Source organism: Aggregatibacter actinomycetemcomitans (assembly GCF_023518055.1).
GTDB lineage: Bacteria > Pseudomonadota > Gammaproteobacteria > Enterobacterales > Pasteurellaceae > Aggregatibacter > Aggregatibacter actinomycetemcomitans.
This window is the reverse complement of the sequence record NZ_CP085096.1, coordinates 502,809-523,322: the sequence shown is the minus strand read 5'-3', so window position 1 is coordinate 523,322 and position 20,514 is coordinate 502,809. Positions and strand designations below refer to the sequence as shown.

General features: G+C 48.6%; 21 protein-coding genes and 4 pseudogenes. 8 read left to right on the top strand and 17 right to left on the bottom strand.

Going from position 1 to position 20,514, the window contains the following annotated elements; translation table 11 throughout:
- Window positions 1–49: 49 nt before the first annotated feature.
- Window positions 50–775: a 3-deoxy-D-manno-octulosonic acid kinase gene (locus LIN98_RS02660; RefSeq protein WP_005567115.1), complete on the top strand. Its 726-nt coding sequence runs from the start codon at window positions 50–52 to the stop codon at window positions 773–775.
- Between the two features lie 61 nt (window positions 776–836).
- On the opposite strand, the gene coaD is transcribed toward LIN98_RS02660, so the two are convergent.
- Both coaD and waaA read right to left on the bottom strand, forming a co-directional pair.
- Window positions 837–1,322, bottom strand: a complete 486-nt coding sequence (gene coaD / locus LIN98_RS02655; RefSeq protein ID WP_005567117.1) for a pantetheine-phosphate adenylyltransferase — start codon at window positions 1,320–1,322, stop codon at window positions 837–839.
- Entirely contained in the window at window positions 1,323–2,606 is a 1,284-nt protein-coding gene (gene waaA, locus LIN98_RS02650; RefSeq protein WP_005567118.1) for a lipid IV(A) 3-deoxy-D-manno-octulosonic acid transferase, read from the bottom strand. It lies immediately after the preceding gene.
- A 98-nt stretch (window positions 2,607–2,704) separates the two neighbouring features.
- Here waaA and LIN98_RS02645 point away from each other — a divergent pair, with 98 nt between their 5' ends.
- Together LIN98_RS02645 and LIN98_RS02640 are read left to right on the top strand one after the other, a co-directional pair.
- The gene (locus LIN98_RS02645) at window positions 2,705–3,466 is read left to right on the top strand and encodes a glycosyltransferase family 2 protein (RefSeq protein ID WP_005567120.1); all 762 of its coding nucleotides are present in this window, start codon (window positions 2,705–2,707) and stop codon (window positions 3,464–3,466) included.
- Between the two features lie 55 nt (window positions 3,467–3,521).
- Window positions 3,522–3,918: pseudogene (locus LIN98_RS02640) on the top strand (transposase).
- Window positions 3,919–4,162: 244 nt separating this feature from the next.
- Here LIN98_RS02640 and nlpD read toward each other — a convergent pair.
- From nlpD to ftsB, 8 genes are read right to left on the bottom strand one after another with little or no spacing between them, the layout of a single operon-like run.
- Entirely contained in the window at window positions 4,163–5,332 is a 1,170-nt protein-coding gene (gene nlpD, locus LIN98_RS02635) for a murein hydrolase activator NlpD (RefSeq protein ID WP_005544855.1), read from the bottom strand.
- A gap of 16 nt (window positions 5,333–5,348) precedes the next feature.
- Window positions 5,349–5,540 (bottom strand): membrane protein, encoded by a 192-nt coding sequence (locus tag LIN98_RS02630; protein ID WP_005544854.1) that lies wholly within the window; start codon window positions 5,538–5,540, stop codon window positions 5,349–5,351.
- Between the two features lie 14 nt (window positions 5,541–5,554).
- Window positions 5,555–6,130, bottom strand: coding sequence for a YqaA family protein (locus tag LIN98_RS02625; protein WP_005570139.1), 576 nt, complete (start codon window positions 6,128–6,130; stop codon window positions 5,555–5,557).
- Between the two features lie 27 nt (window positions 6,131–6,157).
- Window positions 6,158–6,898, bottom strand: a complete 741-nt coding sequence (gene surE / locus LIN98_RS02620) for a 5'/3'-nucleotidase SurE (protein WP_005570137.1) — start codon at window positions 6,896–6,898, stop codon at window positions 6,158–6,160.
- 32 nt (window positions 6,899–6,930) lie between these two features.
- A complete protein-coding gene (truD, locus tag LIN98_RS02615) occupies window positions 6,931–7,941 on the bottom strand; it encodes a tRNA pseudouridine(13) synthase TruD (protein ID WP_249856153.1) in 1,011 nt (336 codons plus the stop codon).
- Window positions 7,938–8,417 (bottom strand): 2-C-methyl-D-erythritol 2,4-cyclodiphosphate synthase, encoded by a 480-nt coding sequence (ispF, locus tag LIN98_RS02610; RefSeq protein ID WP_005570135.1) that lies wholly within the window; start codon window positions 8,415–8,417, stop codon window positions 7,938–7,940. The genes truD and ispF overlap by 4 nt, the downstream gene beginning before the upstream one ends.
- Window positions 8,414–9,109, bottom strand: coding sequence for a 2-C-methyl-D-erythritol 4-phosphate cytidylyltransferase (gene ispD / locus LIN98_RS02605; protein WP_005544843.1), 696 nt, complete (start codon window positions 9,107–9,109; stop codon window positions 8,414–8,416). Before ispD ends, ispF begins: the two co-directional genes overlap by 4 nt.
- Window positions 9,109–9,387: a cell division protein FtsB gene (gene ftsB, locus LIN98_RS02600; RefSeq protein WP_005550726.1), complete on the bottom strand. Its 279-nt coding sequence runs from the start codon at window positions 9,385–9,387 to the stop codon at window positions 9,109–9,111. Before ftsB ends, ispD begins: the two co-directional genes overlap by 1 nt.
- A 151-nt stretch (window positions 9,388–9,538) precedes the next feature.
- Here ftsB and rpe point away from each other — a divergent pair, with 151 nt between their 5' ends.
- The 4 genes from rpe to ftsX all read left to right on the top strand — a co-directional run bounded on the left by rpe (window position 9,539) and on the right by ftsX (window position 12,764).
- Window positions 9,539–10,213 (top strand): ribulose-phosphate 3-epimerase, encoded by a 675-nt coding sequence (rpe, locus tag LIN98_RS02595; protein WP_005544839.1) that lies wholly within the window; start codon window positions 9,539–9,541, stop codon window positions 10,211–10,213.
- Window positions 10,214–10,215: 2 nt separating this feature from the next.
- A complete protein-coding gene (locus LIN98_RS02590; RefSeq protein ID WP_005544838.1) occupies window positions 10,216–10,890 on the top strand; it encodes a phosphoglycolate phosphatase in 675 nt (224 codons plus the stop codon).
- 279 nt (window positions 10,891–11,169) lie between these two features.
- The gene (gene ftsE, locus LIN98_RS02585; protein ID WP_005544836.1) at window positions 11,170–11,820 is read left to right on the top strand and encodes a cell division ATP-binding protein FtsE; all 651 of its coding nucleotides are present in this window, start codon (window positions 11,170–11,172) and stop codon (window positions 11,818–11,820) included.
- Window positions 11,821–11,828: 8 nt separating this feature from the next.
- A complete protein-coding gene (gene ftsX / locus LIN98_RS02580) occupies window positions 11,829–12,764 on the top strand; it encodes a permease-like cell division protein FtsX (RefSeq protein WP_005567124.1) in 936 nt (311 codons plus the stop codon).
- Between the two features lie 34 nt (window positions 12,765–12,798).
- Here the strand turns inward: ftsX and LIN98_RS02575 are convergent.
- The 3 pseudogenes from LIN98_RS02575 to LIN98_RS10475 form a co-directional block, all read right to left on the bottom strand.
- Window positions 12,799–13,986 (bottom strand): annotated as a pseudogene (locus tag LIN98_RS02575) (pyridoxal-phosphate dependent enzyme); the annotation flags it as partial.
- Between the two features lie 45 nt (window positions 13,987–14,031).
- Window positions 14,032–14,259 (bottom strand): annotated as a pseudogene (locus LIN98_RS10480) (thiamine pyrophosphate-binding protein); the annotation flags it as partial.
- A gap of 107 nt (window positions 14,260–14,366) precedes the next feature.
- Window positions 14,367–14,873, bottom strand: a pseudogene (locus tag LIN98_RS10475) (thiamine pyrophosphate-binding protein); the annotation flags it as partial.
- A 143-nt stretch (window positions 14,874–15,016) separates the two neighbouring features.
- On the opposite strand from LIN98_RS10475, the gene LIN98_RS02565 reads away from it, so the two are divergent.
- Window positions 15,017–15,835, top strand: coding sequence for a Cof-type HAD-IIB family hydrolase (locus LIN98_RS02565; RefSeq protein ID WP_005544828.1), 819 nt, complete (start codon window positions 15,017–15,019; stop codon window positions 15,833–15,835).
- A gap of 37 nt (window positions 15,836–15,872) precedes the next feature.
- Here LIN98_RS02565 and LIN98_RS02560 read toward each other — a convergent pair whose 3' ends face one another.
- The 4 genes from LIN98_RS02560 to pgk all read right to left on the bottom strand — a co-directional run bounded on the left by LIN98_RS02560 (window position 15,873) and on the right by pgk (window position 20,446).
- On the bottom strand, window positions 15,873–16,796 hold the full coding sequence (locus LIN98_RS02560; RefSeq protein WP_005570122.1) for an alpha/beta fold hydrolase: 924 nt from the start codon (window positions 16,794–16,796) through the stop codon (window positions 15,873–15,875).
- The gene (locus tag LIN98_RS02555; protein ID WP_005567133.1) at window positions 16,789–17,931 is read right to left on the bottom strand and encodes an O-antigen ligase family protein; all 1,143 of its coding nucleotides are present in this window, start codon (window positions 17,929–17,931) and stop codon (window positions 16,789–16,791) included. Before LIN98_RS02555 ends, LIN98_RS02560 begins: the two co-directional genes overlap by 8 nt.
- Window positions 17,932–18,138: 207 nt before the next feature.
- Window positions 18,139–19,218: a class II fructose-bisphosphate aldolase gene (fbaA, locus tag LIN98_RS02550; protein WP_148322121.1), complete on the bottom strand. Its 1,080-nt coding sequence runs from the start codon at window positions 19,216–19,218 to the stop codon at window positions 18,139–18,141.
- A gap of 64 nt (window positions 19,219–19,282) precedes the next feature.
- Window positions 19,283–20,446 carry a phosphoglycerate kinase gene (gene pgk, locus LIN98_RS02545; RefSeq protein WP_005589266.1) on the bottom strand — a complete coding sequence of 388 codons (1,164 nt, stop codon included), beginning with the start codon at window positions 20,444–20,446 and terminating at the stop codon, window positions 19,283–19,285.
- Window positions 20,447–20,514 lie beyond the last annotated feature (68 nt).

Sequence of the window (20,514 nt, the reverse complement as noted above, 5' to 3'; positions counted from 1 at the left end):
ATTTTAAAGTAGAATGCGCCTATTCGCTATCTCATTTTCATCATTCAAAATGCTTGAATTTCAACTCAAAAACGATTTTTTTCTGTTTAATTTCGACCAACCTTTGACAAACCAAACGCAATTTTTCGAGGCGGCTTTCTGGCAACAACAAAACCGCGTTATCGGTTCGGCAAAAGGTCGTGGCACCACGTGGTTTCTGCAAACGGCGGATTTATTCGGCGTGAACACGGCGCTACGTCACTATTATCGTGGCGGCTTGTGGGGCAAAATCAACAAAGATCGTTATCCTTTCAGCAAACTGAAAAACACCCGTAGTGTTGCCGAATTTAATCTGTTAAATCAATTACATCAGGCAGGCTTACCGGTTCCTAAACCTATCGGGGCGCGGGTACGCAAAGGCAACTTAGGCATTTGTTATCAGGCGGATTTATTAAGCGAAAAAGTCGAAAATGCCCGCGATCTGACCGCACTTTTACAGACACAAAACCTTGAATCAACCCAATGGCGACAAATCGGTGCGCTCATCCGTCACTTGCACGATTTGCAAATCTGCCACACGGATCTTAACGCTCACAATATTCTGTGCCAACAAACGGACAACGGCAATCCATTCTGGCTTATCGACTTCGATAAGTGCGGTGAAAAATCCGGGCATTTTTGGAAAGAAGCCAACCTGCAACGGCTACATCGCTCATTCACCAAAGAGGTAGAATGTATGCATATTCATTTTACCAAGCAGAATTGGCGGGAAGTGTTGGAGGGGTATTCGGGGTAATTAATGGCGCCAAATGGTGCGTTTACACTCACCCTACCCATCTCATTAGAATTTACGTCCCCTACCCACGCAACTCACGCTTTGCCTGTAACGCCTTTAATACCGCTGGTGGAACCAGTTGACTCATATCGCCGTTGTGTAGGTAAATTTCGCGAATCATGGTGGAGGAGACGTACGACCATTGTTCCACCGGCGGGAAAAACAGGCTTTCGACGCCGTGGGTAAGCAGGCGGTTAAGATGGGCTAACTGAACTTCGTATTCAAAATCCGTGGTGCTGCGCACGCCGCGAATAATGGCTTTAACGTCATATTGGGCGATGGTGTGCGCCAGTAAATTATCGAAACCGATGACTTCCACGTTCGGCAAATGGGCAGCGGCTTGGCGCACCAGTTCCACCCGTTCCGTCAAGCTGAATAACGGCTTTTTGCTCGGGCTTTCCGCCACCGCCACTAAAACGCGCGGAAAAAGCACCGCACTTCGTTCGATAATGTTCAAATGCCCGTTGGTTAACGGGTCAAAGGTGCCGGGATAAATTACCGTGGTCATCTAATTCACCTCGTCTAAATAAGGTTTTAATAAATCCATGACGCGTTGCAATGCGCCGCGATTCTCATTTAATACCGCATAACCGGCATTGCCGTAGCATTCGCCCAATGTCGGCGATGATAAAAACTGCGCCACCGCCTCCACCACTGCCTGCGGGCTATCTTCCGTTATCACGACGCCTTGGCGTTCAATTAATTTACTGAAGACTTCAGGGAAATTAAACGTGTGCTTGCCGCTGATCACCGGCAATTTAAATGCCAGAGGTTCTAACGGATTATGTCCGCCGTGCGCTACCAAACTGCCGCCCACCAATGCCACGTTCGCCATGCCATACAGCAACATCAACTCGCCCATAGTATCGCCGAGCAGCACTTGTATTTCCGCCTGTGGCGCAGTATGGCTGCTACGTCGGATATAATGAAAGCCCTGCTGTTCAATGAGCTGCGCCACCGAATTAAAACGCTCGGGGTGGCGCGGCACCAGAATCAACAATAAATCGGGATAATGCGCCAATAAAGTGCGGTGGCTTTTTAAGATGATTTCATCTTCGCTTTCATGAGTGCTGGCGGCAATCCAAATAGGGCGTCGGGTATTCCATTGCGCTTTTAACGCAGTGATGTTATTCAGCAAATCGTCCGTTAAATTTAAATCGTATTTAATATTGCCCATCAGCGTTAAACGTTCGGGTGCAATGCCTAATTGGGCATAACGCGCCAGACTCACGTCATCCTGCGGTGCAATCAAGCTGATGTTATCCAACAATGGTTTTAACTGATTTTTAAACCAGCCGTAACGCTTGGCAGAACGTGCCGATAAGCGAGCATTCACGATAATAAACGGAATTTTTCGTTGCGATAAGTGATGAATCAGGTTAAACCACAGTTCCGTTTCAATGACGAGCACCGGGCGCGGTTGCACAAAGCGAATAAAACGGGCGACCGCATCGGGTAAATCATAAGGCAAATAAACGTGGGTGACGCTCTCACCGAAAACCGCCTTGACACGATCGGAGCCGGTGGGCGTCATGGTCGTCACGGTGATCGCCAAATGCGGGTAATCTTGCTGAATACGTTTAATTAACGGCACGGCGGCGATCACTTCGCCCACCGACGCGGCATGAATAAGCACGCCGTTGGGTTTCGGTGCGGGCAATTCGCCGTAAAACGCGTAACGTTCGCCTAAACGTTTGCGGTAATTAGGCGCTTTGAAGCCTCGAAACAGCGCCGAAAGCCACAAAAAAGGCTGCACAAGATACATTAAACAGGTATAAAAAAAACGTAACATAGAAAATACGCCGGCTTATGTTAGAATTGCGAACATTTCATAATGATAAACAAGCGCTTAGTATAAGCGTTTGCAGCAGATTCACAAAGGATAAAAATATGCCTACCATCAGCGTTGCAATGATTGTCAAAAACGAAGCGCACCACCTCGCATCGTGCCTGGATACGGTGAAAGATTGGGTGGATGAAATCGTCATTTTAGATTCCGGCAGCACGGACGACACGCAACGCATCGCCGAGCAATATCACGCCAAGTTTTATCAAAACACCAACTGGCCGGGCTTCGGCAAACAACGGCAATTAGCCCAGAACTATGTCACCGGCGATTATGTATTGTGGCTGGACGCGGACGAACGGGTCACGCCGGCATTACGTCAATCCATTCAAAATGCCATCGCACAAGACGCGCCGAATACGGCATACAAAATCCCGCGCTTAAGTGAAGTGTTCGGCAGCAAAATTCGCCATTCCGGCTGGTATCCCGATTATGTCATTCGCCTGTATCGCACGGATTTCGCGCGTTACGGCGATCAATTGGTCCATGAAAAAGTAGAATTGCCCGCCAATGCCGACATTCAAAAATTAAACGGAGATCTGTTGCACTACACTTATCAAGATATTCATCATTATTTAGTGAAATCCGCCGGCTACGCCAAAGCCTGGGCGGAACAACGGGAAAAATCCGGTAAAAAAGCCACCTTATGGCAAGGTGTCAGTCACGCCATCGGTTGTTTTGTGAAAATGTATTTTATCCGATTGGGATTTTTAGACGGCAAAGCAGGGTTACTGCTGGCAATTCTCTCGGCGCATTCAACGTTTATAAAATATGCGGATTTGTGGGTGCGGACGAGAGGGAAATAGAGTGAAAAAGTGATCTGCACCCCAAAACCTGGACACCTAATTTGAGGTGCAGATTATGTCTTACTCTTATCAATTTCGTTTAGAAATTATCAAACAGGTCACCTAGCAGGATTTTGGTATCCGTGAGGTGGCTGAACTTCATCAGATTCCTCATTCTCAAGTCATTTATTGTGGTTAAAGCCTTTCGTGAAAGAAGGCTTGATGGCGTAAAATCACCTTACACAAACCTAAAACCTCCAAAATTCTGAAACCCAAAATGAAAAAAACGCAGATTGAAGTGGCTTGAAACAAGCGACTTTTCACCACAAGCCTTTAAAAAACTGAAACGGGAACCTGCCCTTGCAAAAGAGGAGATTGATTATCTAAAAAAGTTAGTGGAATTAGACAATCAAAAACGACGGCAGAAAAAGAAAAGTCATCGAAAAGTTAAAGGAAAAACATGCCTTAAATGACCTGCTGCAAGTGTCCGAAATACCTAGTTCAACCTTTTATTATCAACAGGGCAGGATTACAGCCGGGTAAATTTGGTGTATTACAACCAAAACGAATTAAACCCGATTTAAAAGTATTGAGCCCGGTACAGTACCGAGCTCAATACTTAAGTTAACTAACCTGTCCAACTTTTGGGAGGCAGATCAAAGTGCGGTCCGAAAAACACCTAAATTTCTGACCGCACTTTTTGTTGTGTTTTGTCGATTAACGACGTGGGAGATAACGCAACGGATCCACGGATTTGCCTTTGTAACGAATTTCAAAGTGCAGTTTCACGCCGTTGGTGCCGGTGCTGCCCATTTTTGCGATTTGCTGACCGGCTTTGATTTCCTGCTGGTCTTTTACCAAAATACTGTCGTTGTGGGCGTAGGCGCTGAGGAAATCATCATTGTGTTTGATGATGATCAGGTTGCCGTAACCGCGTAAGGCGTTACCCGCGTAAACCACTCGACCTGCGGCGGCGGCATTGACTGCTTGTCTGCGAGAACCACTGATGTCGATGCCTTTGTTACCGCCGTCGGCGTTAGAGAAACCTTGAATCACATTGCCGTTGGTCGGCCAGCGCCATGCCACGTTGGATACTGCCGGTGCGGTGCCCGCTTGGGTTATCGGCTGATTGGTTGCCGGTGCAGCAGTACCTACGCCGGCTTTAATCGGGCCGGTAATCGTGCCGTCGGAACCATATTGTGTGCCGTTTGCGCCCGGGGTGTAAGTTACGGTCGGTTCACCACCTTGCGTAGCCGGTTGGGTGACCGTCGGTTGCATTTGCGGTGCAGCTTTCGTTTGCACCGTAGCCGTTGTGCCGCGGCTCACCTTTAAGGTTTGTCCGACGCTTAAGCTGTAAGGTTCGGACATATTATTCAACGCCGCCAATTCTTTCACATCCAAACCAGAAATGTAGGCGATAAGGAACATGGTGTCACCTTTGCGTACGGTATAGGTTTCACCTTTGTAGAAACCTTTGTTGATTTGGCTGTAATCCGGTGCGTTAGTGGTCGGGTTACGTGGAATGGTGAAATCCTGGGATGCCTGTTGCGGTTGATTTTGCGCGGCAGGTTGGGTTTGCTGAACCGGCTGTGCTTGCAGTGCAGACTGTTGATACATAGGTTGAAAATTCGGCTGCGGAGTAGATTGTGCGCCGGTCGCCTGTAGATTGTTCGACTGGGCAATCGGACCGTTCATCGAAGCGGGTACATTGCCTTGTTGGATTTGCGGTTCCCATGTGCTATTGCCGCCATCGGTTGAACCGTCCACCGGTTGCATGAGTCCCGGGGATAAGGTACCGTCGGCGTTTTCCACCGGTGCCGGTGTATTCGAAGTACAGGCCGCTAACACGGCAATGCTGATCGGTAACAGTAAAAAAGAGCTTTTCATTTGTCGGATTCCTTAATTATTGCATATTGATTGGCATACTTTGTTGTTGAATTTCAGGCACCCAGCTGCCGCCTGCGATGGCGCCGGTGCCTTCCACCGGTTGCATAATGCCCGGCGGCAGATCGTTTTCGTCTTTCGGTATCTCATCATGTGAAGAACAAGCCGCTAACGTTAACGACATAGATAGTAACAGAATCAGTTTCTTCATTTTCGTGACCTTATTTAACGTAAAATTAAATACGCGACGACGGCTAATGCCACCACCGACCAACCGATGAATTCGATAGATTTACGTAATTTGGCAGCAAATTTTTCACCACCCCAGGCGGCTAATTTGGCGACCAGTAAGAACCGCGCCGTACGGGAAATAAACGCAGTAATTACGAATGGTATAAACGCCATTTGCATCACGCCGGCGCAAATGGTAAACACTTTGTACGGAATCGGCGAAAAGCCTGCCACGAACACCAACAACATGCCCCAGCGTTCAAACCAGTGAATGGTGGTTTGCCATGATGCCTGATAGCCCCATTGGGTAATGTAATGTTCGACCAAATTAAAAGCATAATAGCCTAACGCGTAACCTATCATCCCGCCGAGTACGGAGGCTGTGGCGGTAAACATGGCAAATTTCACCGCACTTTGCGGTTTTGACATGGACATCGGAATTAACATCACATCCGGCGGAATTGGGAAGAAAATCGCCTCAATAAAACTCACGAAAGACAACCAGAAAGGCGCGAAACGGTGTTTCGACCATTGCATGGTTTTGTCGTACATGGCGCCAAATAGCTTCATCTTGCATTCCTGTCCTAAAAGATTGCATTATTCACTTTCTAACCAACGTTGTAAAGCGTTGATTGAGTGGTGCGCGGTCATGTCCACCTGAATCGGCGTAATGGAAACATAGCCGTTTTTCACCGCGTGGAAATCGGTGCCTTCGCTTTCATATTCCGGCAAGCCGCTGAGCCCGATCCAATACATGTCTTCGCCACGCGGGCTTTGCTGTTTAATCACTTCAGAAGCGGAAGAACGGTAGCCCAAATGGCACACTTTAATGCCTTTCAGTTCTTCGTAAGGCACATCGGGCACGTTAATATTCAGAATTTCGTGTTTGCCTAATAATTGGGCGTGTAATTTCGGCACCAAATCGCATACCACGCGCGCCGCCGTTTCAAAATGTTGACGACCATCGAGCGATACCGCAATAGACGGCAAGCCCAGATGACGCCCTTCAAATGCTGCCGCGACCGTGCCGGAATATAGCACATCATCGCCCAGGTTCGCCCTGGCGTTGATGCCGGAAATCACCAAATCGATGCGCCCGGAAAGAAAACCGTTCAGCGCAATATGCACGCAATCCGCCGGCGTGCCGTTGACGCAATAATCACCGCTTTCCAAATGTAACGGATACAACGGCTTCACCAAGGTTAAGGAACTGGAGGCGGCGCTGCGGTTGCTGTCCGGCGCGACGATGGTCACATTGGCAATCTTACGCAATGCTTCTGCCATCACACGAATGCCCGGCGCGTGAATGCCGTCATCGTTACTTAATAAAATATTCATGTTCTTGTTATTCCTGTTTTTCTTCTCGTTTTTCAGTTTTCAACATTCACCAGCTCGCGTACCAACGCCGTGGCGTAACTGCCTGCCGGCAAATAAAATTTAAGGCGCAAACCGTTCGGTTCAAATTGCCATTGAAACTGTTGCGCCTGCATTAAAATCGGACGGCGGGCGGCTTTCACGCGTTCTTGCCGCATCAAATGGAACAAGGCTTGGTGCGCGACAAAAATTTCATTCTCAAAATCCACCGCACTTTTGTCCTCTTCGCCGATAAGCGGTGCGGTAAGCAAAATATCCCGTTGTGCCAAGCGTTGTTGCAGTTGCGTCAAATCTTCCGATGCGTCCGCCACAAACCAACTGTGCGAACCGTTCAGTTGCAAAACGTCTCCATTTAAGACCTGCTGCGCCAGACTGAGTTCAATACGTTTGGCAACGATTAAATTGAAAATCTCACTGCGGGCGGCGGAAATATAGAAACTGCGCTTGTTGCGATCTTTCACTTTGATTTCGCCCGCCGCCCAGCGTAGGGCTTGGGTGAGATTGTTGCCGTCGCGCCCGAAACGCTGTTCGGTGAAATAATTGGGGAAGCCGTTTTTTGCCAGAAAATCCAACCGCACTTTGAGCTCGTCGGTTTCTTCCACGTGGCGCAGCAAAATCTCAAAATGATTGCCTTGCAGGCTGCCGATACGGATTTTGCGTTGGTGGCGGGTCACTTCAAGAATATCCACGCCGTCAAGGTGAAATTGGCTGAAATCCGGCGTCGGTTGCCCGGGCATTTGCAGGCTGAACCATTGTTCGGTGACAGCTTTGCGATCTTTCAAACCGGCATAACTCATGTTGCGTGCCGAAATGCCGGCGAATTTCGCCAGTTGCTCGCCTACAAACAAGGTGTTGCAATCGGTTTTGCGTATTTTCACCGCCACGAATTCGCCGTCGCCGCTCATGTCGTAGCCCAGTTGCTCTTTGACGACAAAATCCGCGCATTCCGCTTTTAAAAGTGCGGTCTGTTTTGGCGGCGTTTTTTGCAAATAGGCGAGTTCCATCATGGTTTACGCACCAGCAACGCCACCGCTTCGCAGGCAATGCCTTCACCGCGACCGGTAAACCCGAGTTTTTCAGTGGTGGTGGCTTTGACATTCACCTGTTCTATATCGCACGCCAAATCCTGCGCAATCAGCGCGCGCATGGCGTCAATATGTGGGCGCATTTTCGGCGCTTGGGCGATGATGGTGACATCTACGTTGCCTACGCAATAGCCCTTTTCCTGAACCTGACGGTAGGCTTCGCGCAACAATACGCGACTGTCCGCGCCTTTGTATTGCATATCCGTGTCGGGGAACAGTTTGCCGATGTCGCCCAATGCCGCCGCGCCGAGCAACGCATCGGTTAGCGCGTGCAATGCCACATCGCCGTCGGAATGGGCGATAAAGCCTTTATCAAAGGGAATGGTGACACCGCCGATAATGAGCGGGTTGTTGGTGCCGAAAGCGTGCACGTCAAAACCATGGCCGATTCGTATCATATTGTCTTCCTCGTTAAGTAAAATTCCGCCAGCGCCAAATCTTCCGGGCGGGTGACTTTAATGTTATCACTACGCCCCGCCACCAAGTGCGGTCGAAATCCCGCGAGTTCCATGGCGGAAGCTTCGTCGGTGACGGCAAACTGCTGCTGTTTGGCGCGGGTTAAAGCGTCGCGTAATAAATCTGCACGGAAAAACTGCGGGGTTTGTGCCAACCATAATTGGCTACGATCTTCCGTGTGGGCAATTTGTTGCGAAGGCAGGGCGCGCTTAATGGTGTCCGTTGCCGGAATGGCGAGAATAGCGCCGTTATCATCTTGAATTTCAAGTAATTTTTCTAAATCGCCGTGAGTTAAACAAGGGCGCGCCGCGTCGTGCACCATCACCCAAACGTCGGCGCCCGCGTCCTGCACGGCATTTAAACCGTTGAGTACGGAATCGGCACGGGTTTCACCGCCTTCCACCAACTGAATTTTCGGGTTTTGGCTGAGCTTAAGTTGGTCAATATAAGGATCATCGGCGGCGACCGCCAGCACGATTCGGCTGATGTGCGGATAAGCCAACAGTACGTTTAAGGTGTGCTGTAAAATCGGCTGTCCGTGAATGTGAAGATATTGTTTCGGTTTGTCCGCCTGCATTCGACTGCCGATGCCGGCGGCGGGAACGACGGCGATAATCTTGCGGGTTGAGGTCATTATTTGTGTTCTTTGACGATGTGATAAAAGGTTTCGTTCGGTTTTACCATTTCATGCTGCAGACGGGCGCGCTCTTCGATGGCATCCACACCTTCTTTTAAATCTTTGATTTCCGCTGCAATAATTTGATTGCGCTGGGAAAGTTTTTCATTTTCCTGCTGGTGTACGGCGATTTCTTTGGTGGTGTTTTTGTAGTCCGTATACCCATTCTTACCGAACCAAAAATCGTACTGAAACAGCAATAAAACCGCTATTAAAAGAGAAATAAATAAACGCATAAAAAACCGCTAAATCGAAAAAAAATTACGCCTAGTTTACCTTGAATCGTATCAAAATGCGACATTGCCCGCCCGGTGCGGAATAATTTCTTAAAAATTGGGTTATATCGTAGTAAGATAAGGCAATTTTGACAGCCTGAGAGGTGAGACCATGAAACCCTATTTAATTGCGCCGTCCATTCTTTCCGCCGACCTTGCCCGCTTGGGTGAAGACGTGGAAAAGGTATTAAAGTGCGGTGGCGATGTGATTCATTTTGATGTGATGGATAACCATTATGTGCCGAATTTAACCTTCGGTCCCGCCGTGTGCAAAGCCTTACGCGATTACGGCATCACAGCACCCATTGATGTGCATTTGATGGTGAAACCGGTGGATCGCATTATTCCCGATTTCGCCAAAGCCGGCGCCAGCTACATTACTTTCCACCCCGAAGCATCCGAACATATCGACCGCACTTTACAGCTCATTCGCGACTGCGGTTGCAAATCCGGTTTGGTTTTCAACCCCGCCACGCCGTTAAGCTATTTGGATTATGTGATGGATAAAGTGGATATTATTCTGCTGATGTCGGTGAACCCGGGTTTTGGCGGACAATCTTTCATTCCGGCGACATTGGATAAACTCAAACAGGCGAGAAAACGCATTGATGACAGCGGCTTTGATATTCGTTTGGAAGTGGATGGCGGCGTGAAAGTCTCCAACATCGCCGAGGTGGCACGCGCCGGGGCGGATATGTTTGTTGCCGGTTCGGCGATTTTCGACCAGCCGGATTATCAAAAAGTCATTGATGAAATGCGTCAACAATTAGCCACAGTAGGGAAATAAGCATGACAGGACAATTTAAATTAATCGGTTTTGATTTGGACGGCACGCTGGTGGACAGCCTGCCGGATTTGACGTTATCGGTGAATTCGGCGTTGGCGGAATTCGATTTGCCGCAAGCGCCGGAAGCGTTGGTGCTGACCTGGATTGGCAATGGCGCGCAGATTTTAATCGCCCGCGCCTTGGAATGGGCGACGGCGCAATCGGGTAAAACTTTGACGGAAGCGCAGATTGCCACGCTAAAAGAACGTTTTAATGTGTTTTACGGCGAAAATATTTGTAACCGTAGCCGTTTATTTCCTAACGTCAAAGACACCCTGCAAAAACTCAAAGCCAAAGGCTACCGCTTGGCGGTGGTCACCAATAAACCGACCCAACACACCCGTCCCGTGTTAAAGGCGTTCGGCATTGAAGACTTGTTCGATGAAGTGCTGGGCGGTCAATCCTTACCGGCAATCAAACCGCATCCCGGTCCGTTGTTCTATTTATGTGGCAAATTCGGTTTGTATCCGAAACAAGTGTTGTTCGTGGGCGATTCCCGCAATGACATTATTGCCGCGCACAATGCCGGCTGCCCGGTGGTGGGATTAACCTACGGTTATAACTACAACATCCCGATTGCCGAATCCCACCCGGATTGGGTGTTTGAAGATTTTGCGGAATTGTTGACGATGGTTTAATGGATAGTCTGTTTTGACTGTAATTATCATTTTATCAACGTTATGATTCTCGCCTTCCCCTGTTTGCGGGGAGGGGGACGTATCACGTTTTGAGCGCCTGCTCTGCCGGCGACCCCGAAGAGGATAGCAAGTAAAGAATGAACTTGCGAATAACTTGTCCCGAAGAGACTGAAAGGAAAATACCTAAATTTTCGACCGCACTTTCCCCCCCTCAGCCTTCGGCAGCTCACCCCGTAAACGGGAGGGAGCCAAGATTGACACAACATATTAGAGAAAAAAATGATTCGATTTGCAAATGTGAGTAAAGCTTATTTGGGCGGGAAGCCTGCCCTGCAAGGGTTAAGCTTTCATTTACCGGCGGGCAGTATGACCTATCTGGTGGGGCATTCCGGCGCGGGGAAAAGTACCCTGTTAAAATTAATTATGGGCATGGAGCGCGCTAATGGCGGACAAATTTGGTTTAACGGGCACGACATCACCCGTTTATCTCGTCACGAAGTGCCGTTTTTGCGCCGTCAAATCGGCATGGTGCACCAGGATTACCGCTTATTGCCCGATCGTTCGGTATTGGATAACGTCGCTTTACCGTTGATTATTGCCGGGCAACATCCGAAAGATGCGAACAGTCGCGCCTTGGCGGCGTTAGATCGTGTGGGGTTGCGCGATCGAGCCAATCATTTGCCGGCGCATTTGTCCGGTGGGGAACAGCAACGCATTGATATTGCCCGCGCGGTGGTGCATAAGCCACAATTATTGTTGGCGGATGAACCGACCGGCAACTTGGATGGCGCCTTATCCTTAGAAATTTTCAATTTATTTGAAGAATTTAACCGCCTCGGCATGACGGTGTTAATCGCCACCCATGACATCGGCATCGTGCAACAAAAACCGAAACCTTGCTTAGTGCTTGAGCAAGGCTATTTACGCTAGGAGGTATCATGAATTCCCGTCGTATGCGTTTTCCTTCTGGCGTGCAAAGTGCGTATGTGTTGCGCGCCGTGCTGGCGGATTTGTTGAAACGCAAGTTCGCCACATTGTTGACGGTGTTGGTGATTGCCGTATCGTTCACGATTCCTACCGTCAGTTATCTGCTTTGGAAAAACATTCACCACGCCACCACGCAGTTTTATCCGGAAAGCGAATTGACCGTGTATTTGCATAAAAATCTGTCGGAAGACGATGCCAATTTGGTGGTGGAGAAAATCCGTCAGCAAGAAGGCGTGGAGTCTCTTAATTACATTTCCCGTCAGGAAAGCCTGAATGAATTTCGCCATTGGTCGGGTTTTAGCGAAGAACTGGACGTATTGGACGACAACCCGCTGCCTGCCGTGGTGATGATTAAGCCGACGAAGGCATTTAACGAATCGCAAAAACGTAACGAATTGCGCGCAACGTTAGATAAAATCAAAGGCGTGCAGGAAGTGCGGTTGGATAACGACTGGCTGGAAAAACTGACTGCGCTGACTTGGCTGGTGGCGCATGTGGCGATTTTCTGTACCGTACTCATGGCGCTCGCCGTTTTCTTAGTCATCGGCAACAGCATCCGCGCCGATGTGTACAGCAACCAAGCCAACATTGAAGTGATGAAACTGCTCGGCGCCACCGATCAATTCATCCTCCGCCCGTTCCTCTACACCGGCATGATTTACGCCGTGTTCGGCGGTCTGTTTGCCTGCATTTTCAGCAGCCTGACCATCGGCTACTTCACCGGCGCCGTGAAATACGTCACCGACATTTTCGCCGTCAGCTTCAATTTAAACGGCTTAGGCTTAGTAGAATTTTTATTCCTGCTGATCGTCTGCACCATCATGGGCTACATCGGCGCCTGGTTATCGGCAACGCGCTATATTCAGTTGTTGGATAAGAAAGGTTAAGGGATAAAAGTGCGGTCGTTTCTACAGGCGTTTTTTAACACAAAAAATAGCGATAGGATTTGCTGTCGGTGACGTCCTGATAAACGTAGCCCAGTTGTTCTAACGCCTGTTCAAGTTCGGCACCGTTGCCTTGTTATAACTGGAAGCCGGCAAGAATGTTGCCGCAATCCGCCCCGTGGGCGCGGTCGTGGAACAGGGAAATTTTCCAGCGGGTGCCGAGGGTTTCGAGGAATTTCAGCAATGCACCTTTTTGTTCCGGGAATTCAAAGGTGTAAAGGCGTTCGCCATGGTCGGCGACCCATCCGCCCATTAAATAGCGTACATGGGTTTTGGCGATGTCATCGTCGGAAATATCTTCCACATCGAAGCTGTTTTGTGTGAGATCGACGATGATGTTCGCTTTTTCCGCTTCATCTAAGGTACGAACCCCGATGAACACGCAAGCCCGTTTGTCATCGGCATAGCGGTAGCTGAATTCGGTCACTGCACGCACGTTTTCAAACAGATCTTTCATCGCGGCGCACACTTCATTGCTGTCCACCAGCACCATATTATCAAGGTATTGCCGGAATAAGCGGAAGATTTCGCTGCCAATGCGTTTTACGCCACGCCGTCGGCAAATAAGCCCACGTACGCCAAATCTGTCGGTTCACCTTTTTCCAACGCGGCATTGAGACAGGCTGAATCTTTCGATTCCACGCCGATGACTTTAATGTCCGGCATAAACTGCTTCAATAAAATCGCTACACCCGCCGCCAAACCGCCGTCGCACACTTGCACGAACATATAATCTAAGTCTGCCACTTGCTGTAACATTTCCATAGCGAGCGTGCCTTGCCCGGCAATCACCAGCGGGTGATCAAAAGGCGTGATAAAGGTCATGTGTTTTTTTTCGGCAAGCTCAACGGCTTTTGCTTTGGCTTCATCGAAATTGGCGTCATGTAGCAACACTTCGCCACCGAACCCACGCACCGCATCCACTTTAATGGTCGGTGTATTTTGCAGCATGACGATTAAAGTAAGCCCAATTGCTTCGCCGATAACGCGACGACCTGCGCATGGTTTCCAGCCGAGGCCGCAATTACGCCCGCCGCTTTTTGCTCCGCAAAAGGCTGGAAATCATGGCGTATGCACCGCGCAGTTTAAAGCTGTTTACCGGCTGGCGATCTTCCCGTTTAATCCAGATATTGTTGTGCAGACGTTCGGACAATTTGCCTAATTCGGCACCGTCAATATCCACATGAATCACTTTGACGTGCGGGGCGAAGGTGTCGAGTTTGCCGGTGACGCGATCATCAAAGCGGGTGCCGAATACCAGTAATAAATCCGCTTCTTGGGTGATGTAGTTGGCGGCTTTGGTGCGTGCATTCCGAGCATGCCCAAATAATAAGAATCGTCGGCGGAGACGGCACCCAAGCCTTTTAAGGTCACTACGGCTTGGCATTTGGGTGCTGTGCAGAAAATAGCGTAACGCAGGCACAGTTCCTGCCATACTAACGCCGCCGATATAGATGACCGGGCGTTGTGCTTCGCGTAATAACGTTAAAATTTGGGTTAAATGTTCCTCATGAAGTGCGGTGGCTTTTGGCGGCGGATTTATTCTTGGCTTCGCCGTGGTCGGTGCAATTTGTACGTCTTTCGGTACGTCCACCAGCACCGGACCCGGTCTGCCGCTTTGTGCGATCCCAAAAGCGTTGGCGGGAATTTCCGACAACTCATCAATATGTTGCACGATGAAACTGTGTTTGGTGCAGGCAAGGGATAAACCGAGTACATCCGCTTCCTGAAAGGCATCGGTGCCGATGAGCAGGGAAGCGACCTGTCCGGTAATGGCGACGATAGGAATGGAATCCATTAAAGCATCGCCGAGCCTGGTGATGAGGTTGGTGGCGCCCGTCCCTGAGGTAGCGATACACACCGATTTTCCCCGACGCGCGGACATATCCGATAGCCGCCATGGCGGCACCTTGTTCGTTACGAAAAAGCAGATGATCTAACCGGAATCATAAATGGCATCGTAGGTTGGCATGATGGCGCAGCCGGGAAGCCGAAAATGGTGTCCACATTATGTGCTTTTAAGCACTCGATTATTAAATTTGCACCGTTCATACTTACGATAACTTCTATTTTGAGGAAGGAATTTTTTTACTACGTGAAAGATTTAATCTTTTATTAAAATTCAAGGAAACAACGAATATTTTTGTGCAAAATTTGTTACCATTAGCCATCTATTTTATTTGAGGTAACAAATCATGCAAAAACTGCCTTATCGCGCCATCGTTTCTGACATGGACGGCACGTTGCTCAACGGACATCATGTGGTGGGCGATTTTACCGCACAAACCCTGGAATGCTTATATGACAACAAGGTGGACATTATTCTTGCTACGGGGCGTAACTATTTTGACGTGTCGAGTATTTTGAAGAAAACCAAGGTGAAAGAGGCGGTGCTGATTACCTCAAACGGCGCGCAGGCGCATAATTTGCAAGGCGAGTTGCTGCTCAATAATTTCCTGCCTGAAAGCATTGCCTATGAAATCATGAACCTTCCCTTTGACGATACGCGGGTTTGCGTGAACAGTTATCAGGCGGAAGGCTGGTTTATCAATAAAGATATTCCCGAGCTTTATAAATATCATAAAGATTCCGGTTTTGTTTACGACGTGGTTGATTTTAAACAACATCACGGCAGAGATACGGAAAAAGTCTTTTTTATCGGACGCACACCGGCGGATTTGGTGGCACTGGAAGAACAGTTACGCACACGTTTTGGCACGCTTGCCAACATTACTTATTCTACACCGATTTGCTTGGAAGTCATGGGGGAAGGCGTATCGAAGGCTTCCACGCTTGCTCAAGTCGTGCAACAAAAAGATTATGATTTGCAGGATTGCATCGCTTTCGGTGATGGTATGAATGATGTGGAAATGTTAACGGAAGTGGGCAAAGGCTGCGTTATGGGGAACGCCGATCCTCGTCTGAAACAAGCCGCGCCGCAACTGGAAGTTATCGGTCGCCACGGACATGAAGCAGTGGCATCGTATTTGCGTGCCATTTACGGCATTTACTGATTGTGTTATCCGTGCTTTTGCTGGTTCGGCGTGCTGCTTATGCGTGCTTGTTTGGATTAAAAAACGCATAAATGCGTTGTAGTACCGGGGTACGAATTTCATCGCTTTCAAACAGAATTTCGTGTTTGGCGCCGTGAATTTTTCGCCGCTCTCCGTGGGGCAAAAGTGCGGTCAGTTTTTTCAGCGTTTTATTGTTCACGATCTTTTCCTGTTCGGACTCCAACACTAACACCGGCGTTTCGATACGAGGCAGAATTTTCGGCAGACGCTTAATGGCGGCGAGACACAAATGTACCCAACGGAAGGTCGGTCCGCCCAGCCGAATTGACGGGTTGTCCCGATTCACGTCATTCATCCATTGCATCCGCGCCACACTGTGACTTAACTCGTTCTGTGCCGTATCCACTGGCTTGTAGGCGCTTTTGCCGAACACATAACGTTCACCTTGTCCCCATAACATCATCAAATTCAGCAATAATTCGTCGCGCGTCGGCTTTTTGAGTGGCCCCCCGAAAAAGGGCGCGGAGAAGACTGCCCGTTCAATACGATGATCAAAATTCGCCAAATAATAGGCGGAAATCAGCGCGCCGAGGGAATGGGCGATCAGGTATTGCTGCGGATAAGGATAAAGTGCGGTCAGATTTTCAATGATTTTTGCCATGTCCTGCGGGTAAAACCGAAATTCGTCTAAATGCCCTTTCTCGCCATCTTTCAATAAACGTTGCGAATAACCCTGCCCGCGATGATCAAACAGTAACACATCGTAGCCTTGATGATAAAAATCCTGCGCAATTTCCGTCCATTTCAGCAGGTTTTCCGCCCTGCCGTTCACCATAATCACTAATTTACGGGCGGCGGGGTGGTGCATAAAATGCCGATAAGCCAAGCGGCATTGGCGTTCGCCCTGAAGATATTGCAACGGAAATTGCGCGGCAAATTGCAACAGTTCGGTGTTATTCATGGCGGTTCTCTGCAGCGGCACTAAGCTGTTTAACCAAGGCGTAAAACACAATCACCGGGAAAAAATAGAAAATATTGCCCGAGTTATGGCTGAAAAAGCCTTGGCTGAAACAGTAGAACATCACGGAGACAATATGAACCGCACCTAACAACGAAACGAGTTTCAGTTCTAAATCGACGCTTTTGAGATGCCGTATAAAGAAACGCAACGGCACTAAAAATACGCCGAGTAAGGCGAGTAAACCTAATGCGCCGCGTTTGGATAAATCATCAAAATATTGGTTGTGCGCGTGGTTAAAGGCGGCGGCATATTGGCTTATCAAACCTTGCTCATATTGCAGTTTGCGTTTTTCGCTGACCCCTTGTACGCCCCAACCGAAAATCGGTTTTTCCTGCGTCATTAACATCACGCTTTTCCACATATCAAAACGGGCGCCGACGGAGGTAGAACCGTTATTTTGTTGAAAATAGGCGATGATGTCGTATTCTGCGGCGGCAATGCGTTCTTTAATTTTGGTATTTGGCAACATCGCAACGGTTGTTACAATCAGGGCAAGCACAATAAAAAAGCCGGCGACGAATTTTTTCGATAAATAACGACGATAAGCAAAGAGGATTAACAGGAGAACAAAAGGGATACCAATCCAGCCGCCGCGCGCGGTGGATAACAAACTGGCGAACACGCCCATCAGACTGAATACAAAATATAAGGCACCGAAGTGATATTGCCTTTTGATGAAAAAGTAAAAGCTAATCGCCAGGGAAAACATGCCCAACGACATGGCAATATCGCCGGACTGAATGTGCATTTGATACTCAAATGCCATGTAATAATTCAAGATAAAACGATGAATAATAGCGGTGATGCCCGCAATCAGGCTGCCCCATGGAATGGCGTGTAAAAGCCAATTAAAACGTATCGGATAATGCGCCAGTAACGGCAACAAGGTCAGAAAAAAGAGAATGCGGCTCGGGTTATCAAATTCCCGAATTTTGCCCTGATGGTACAGAATCGAAAGGGCAAAGAGCAGCACGTAAAAGAGCAGGGTGGCAACAAACCATTTCTCATTGCCATCATAGGTGAGATTGCCCTTCGGTTTGCATAATTGGCGGTAAATGAAAAAAATTACGCCCATCAGCGACAAGATTGCCGGGGTATAGTTATAGCCGTGTTTCAACACAAGCAGGCAGGTAAAAAAGAACACCAGCGTTGCGTTAATAAACCCTGCCAGGGGGAGTTTGTATGTTGTCATCTTCATCGTCGGCAAAAAACGCTTAAAAAAATGACCGCACTTTATCATCGGCATGTCAAAAGTGCGGTCGGTTTTTAATGTGTTTTTAAATTATAAAACATCTACGCAGTTTAAGTCTTCGAAAGATTGCTCTAAACGTTTAGACATGGATTCTTCCATTTTGCGTAACCAAACGCGCGGATCGTAGTATTTTTTGTTCGGTGCATCAGGACCTGACGGGTTGCCTAGTTGACCTTGCAAATACGCTTCATTGGCTTTGTAGAAATTTAAAATACCATTCCAGGATGCCCATTGAGTGTCGGTGTCGATATTCATTTTAATTGCACCGTAACCGATGGCTTCACGGATTTCTTCGCGGCTGGAACCGGAACCGCCGTGGAAGACGAAGTTAATCGGTTTTGCCGGAAGGTTACGTTCTTTCGCCACGAATTCTTGGCTTGCCCCCAGAATAGACGGTTTTAATTTCACATTACCCGGCTTGTACACACCGTGTACGTTACCAAATGCCGCCGCTACGGTGAAGTTCTGGCTTACCGGGTGTAATTGGTCGTAAACATAAAGCACGTCGGACGGTTGGGTGTAAAGACGGGATTCATCCACATCGGAGTTATCCACGCCGTCTTCTTCACCGCCGGTGATACCGATTTCGATTTCAAGGGTCATGCCCATTTTGCTCATGCGAGCAAGGTATTCACGGCAGATTGCCATGTTTTCTTCCATCGGTTCTTCGGAAAGGTCAATCATGTGGGAGGAGAACAGCGGGCGTCCGGTTTCGGCGAAGTGTTTTTCACCGGCATCAAGTAAGCCGTCTATCCAAGGCAGTAATTTTTTCGCTGCGTGGTCGGTGTGTAAAATCACCGGCACGCCGTATTCTTTAGCTAAAGCATGAACATGTTTCGCACCGGCAATGGCGCCTAATACGTCAGGACGGGCGCCGCCGGCGGGTTTAATGCCTTTACCTGCGTAGAATGCCGCACCGCCGTTAGAGAACTGAATGATGACCGGCGCTTTTACACGGGCGGCGGTTTCCAATACGGCATTCACAGAATCGGAACCGACGCAGTTCACGGCGGGAATGGCAAAGCCGTGTTCCTTTGCGTATGCGAATACTTTTTGTACATCTTCACCGGTAAGTACGCCCGGTTTTACGATATCTAATAATTTAGCCATAGTTATGTTTCCTTTTTTATGTATGCTGCAACCTGTTGCCCTATACGTTTAATTAAAAGTGCGGTTAGTTTTTCGCGCGTTTTTCAAGAATTTCTACCGCTGGTAAGACTTTACCTTCGACGAATTCTAAGAACGCACCACCACCGGTTGAGATGTAAGAGATTTTATCTGCAATACCGAAAAGATCGATAGCCGCTAACGTATCACCGCCGCCCGCAATAGAGAACGCGTCACTGTTGGCGATAGCACGAGAAATGATTTCAGTTCCTTTGCGGAAGTTCGGGAATTCAAACACGCCCACCGGGCCGTTCCATAATACGGTTTTGGCGTTTTTGATGATGTCTGCCAGTTGCTCTGCGGATTTGTCGCCGATGTCGAAAATGGATTCATCATCTTTTACTTCGGTCACGGATTTTTCTGTTGCCGATGCGGTTTCGGAGAATTCGGTGCCGACGCGAACATCAACCGGCACAGGAATATCGGTGCTTGCCGCGAGTTCTTTAGCAACCGGGATTAAATCCGCCTCGTATAAGGATTTACCTACATTATGACCGGCTGCGGCGATGAAGGTGTTGGCGATACCGCCGCCTACGATAATTTGGTCGGCAATTTTAGACAGGGAGTTCAATACTTCCAATTTGGTGGAGACTTTAGAACCGCCTACAATCGCCACCATCGGACGTGCAGGTTCTTTTAACGCTTTACCGAGGGCATCCAATTCAGCCGCAAGTAATGGGCCGGCACAGGCAATCGGGGCGAATTCGGCAACGCCGTAAGTGGACGCTTGGGCGCGGTGAGCCGTACCGAACGCATCCATCACGAATACATCACAAAGTGCGGCGTATTTTTTGCCTAATTCAGGATCGTTTTTCTTTTCGCCTTTGTTCATGCGAACGTTTTCCAATACAACGATTTCGCCGGGTTTAACATCTACGCCGTCGAGGTAATCACGTACTAAACGTACCGGCACATCAAGATGTTCGTTTAAATAATCAACAACGGGTTGGAGGGAATCTTCAGGTTTGAATTCACCTTCGGTCGGACGACCTAAGTGGGAGGTAACCATCACTTTGGCGCCTTTTTCCAAGGCTAATTTTAAGGTTGGGATGGTGGCACGAATACGCGCATCGGAAGTGATTTTACCGTCTTTTACCGGCACATTCAGGTCGGCTCGGATAAATACGCGTTTACCGTTCAAATCTAAATCGGTCATTTTAATTACTGACATAATTTACCTCTTTGCTTGTGAAAAACTAAAAATAAAAACTGCCCGCATTATACCCTGATCTAAGTAGC

Excerpts from the sequence above, each read along its gene's own strand:
- LIN98_RS02560 (WP_005570122.1), bottom strand. The coding sequence starts at position 16,796 with ATGAATAACACCGAACTGTTGCAATTTGCCGCGCAATTTCCGTTGCAA.
- ftsB (WP_005550726.1), bottom strand. The coding sequence starts at position 9,387 with ATGCGTTTATTTATTTCTCTTTTAATAGCGGTTTTATTGCTGTTTCAG.
- ispF (WP_005570135.1), bottom strand. The coding sequence starts at position 8,417 with ATGATACGAATCGGCCATGGTTTTGACGTGCACGCTTTCGGCACCAAC.
- surE (WP_005570137.1), bottom strand. The coding sequence starts at position 6,898 with ATGAATATTTTATTAAGTAACGATGACGGCATTCACGCGCCGGGCATT.
- pgk (WP_005589266.1), bottom strand. The coding sequence starts at position 20,446 with ATGTCAGTAATTAAAATGACCGATTTAGATTTGAACGGTAAACGCGTA.
- rpe (WP_005544839.1), top strand. The coding sequence starts at position 9,539 with ATGAAACCCTATTTAATTGCGCCGTCCATTCTTTCCGCCGACCTTGCC.
- ispD (WP_005544843.1), bottom strand. The coding sequence starts at position 9,109 with ATGACCTCAACCCGCAAGATTATCGCCGTCGTTCCCGCCGCCGGCATC.
- ftsE (WP_005544836.1), top strand. The coding sequence starts at position 11,170 with ATGATTCGATTTGCAAATGTGAGTAAAGCTTATTTGGGCGGGAAGCCT.
- waaA (WP_005567118.1), bottom strand. The coding sequence starts at position 2,606 with ATGTTACGTTTTTTTTATACCTGTTTAATGTATCTTGTGCAGCCTTTT.
- LIN98_RS02660 (WP_005567115.1), top strand. The coding sequence starts at position 50 with ATGCTTGAATTTCAACTCAAAAACGATTTTTTTCTGTTTAATTTCGAC.
- LIN98_RS02630 (WP_005544854.1), bottom strand. The coding sequence starts at position 5,540 with ATGAAGAAACTGATTCTGTTACTATCTATGTCGTTAACGTTAGCGGCT.
- LIN98_RS02565 (WP_005544828.1), top strand. The coding sequence starts at position 15,017 with ATGCAAAAACTGCCTTATCGCGCCATCGTTTCTGACATGGACGGCACG.
- LIN98_RS02590 (WP_005544838.1), top strand. The coding sequence starts at position 10,216 with ATGACAGGACAATTTAAATTAATCGGTTTTGATTTGGACGGCACGCTG.
- nlpD (WP_005544855.1), bottom strand. The coding sequence starts at position 5,332 with ATGAAAAGCTCTTTTTTACTGTTACCGATCAGCATTGCCGTGTTAGCG.
- LIN98_RS02645 (WP_005567120.1), top strand. The coding sequence starts at position 2,705 with ATGCCTACCATCAGCGTTGCAATGATTGTCAAAAACGAAGCGCACCAC.
- LIN98_RS02555 (WP_005567133.1), bottom strand. The coding sequence starts at position 17,931 with ATGGGCGTAATTTTTTTCATTTACCGCCAATTATGCAAACCGAAGGGC.
- coaD (WP_005567117.1), bottom strand. The coding sequence starts at position 1,322 with ATGACCACGGTAATTTATCCCGGCACCTTTGACCCGTTAACCAACGGG.
- ftsX (WP_005567124.1), top strand. The coding sequence starts at position 11,829 with ATGAATTCCCGTCGTATGCGTTTTCCTTCTGGCGTGCAAAGTGCGTAT.
- truD (WP_249856153.1), bottom strand. The coding sequence starts at position 7,941 with ATGATGGAACTCGCCTATTTGCAAAAAACGCCGCCAAAACAGACCGCA.
- LIN98_RS02625 (WP_005570139.1), bottom strand. The coding sequence starts at position 6,130 with ATGAAGCTATTTGGCGCCATGTACGACAAAACCATGCAATGGTCGAAA.
- fbaA (WP_148322121.1), bottom strand. The coding sequence starts at position 19,218 with ATGGCTAAATTATTAGATATCGTAAAACCGGGCGTACTTACCGGTGAA.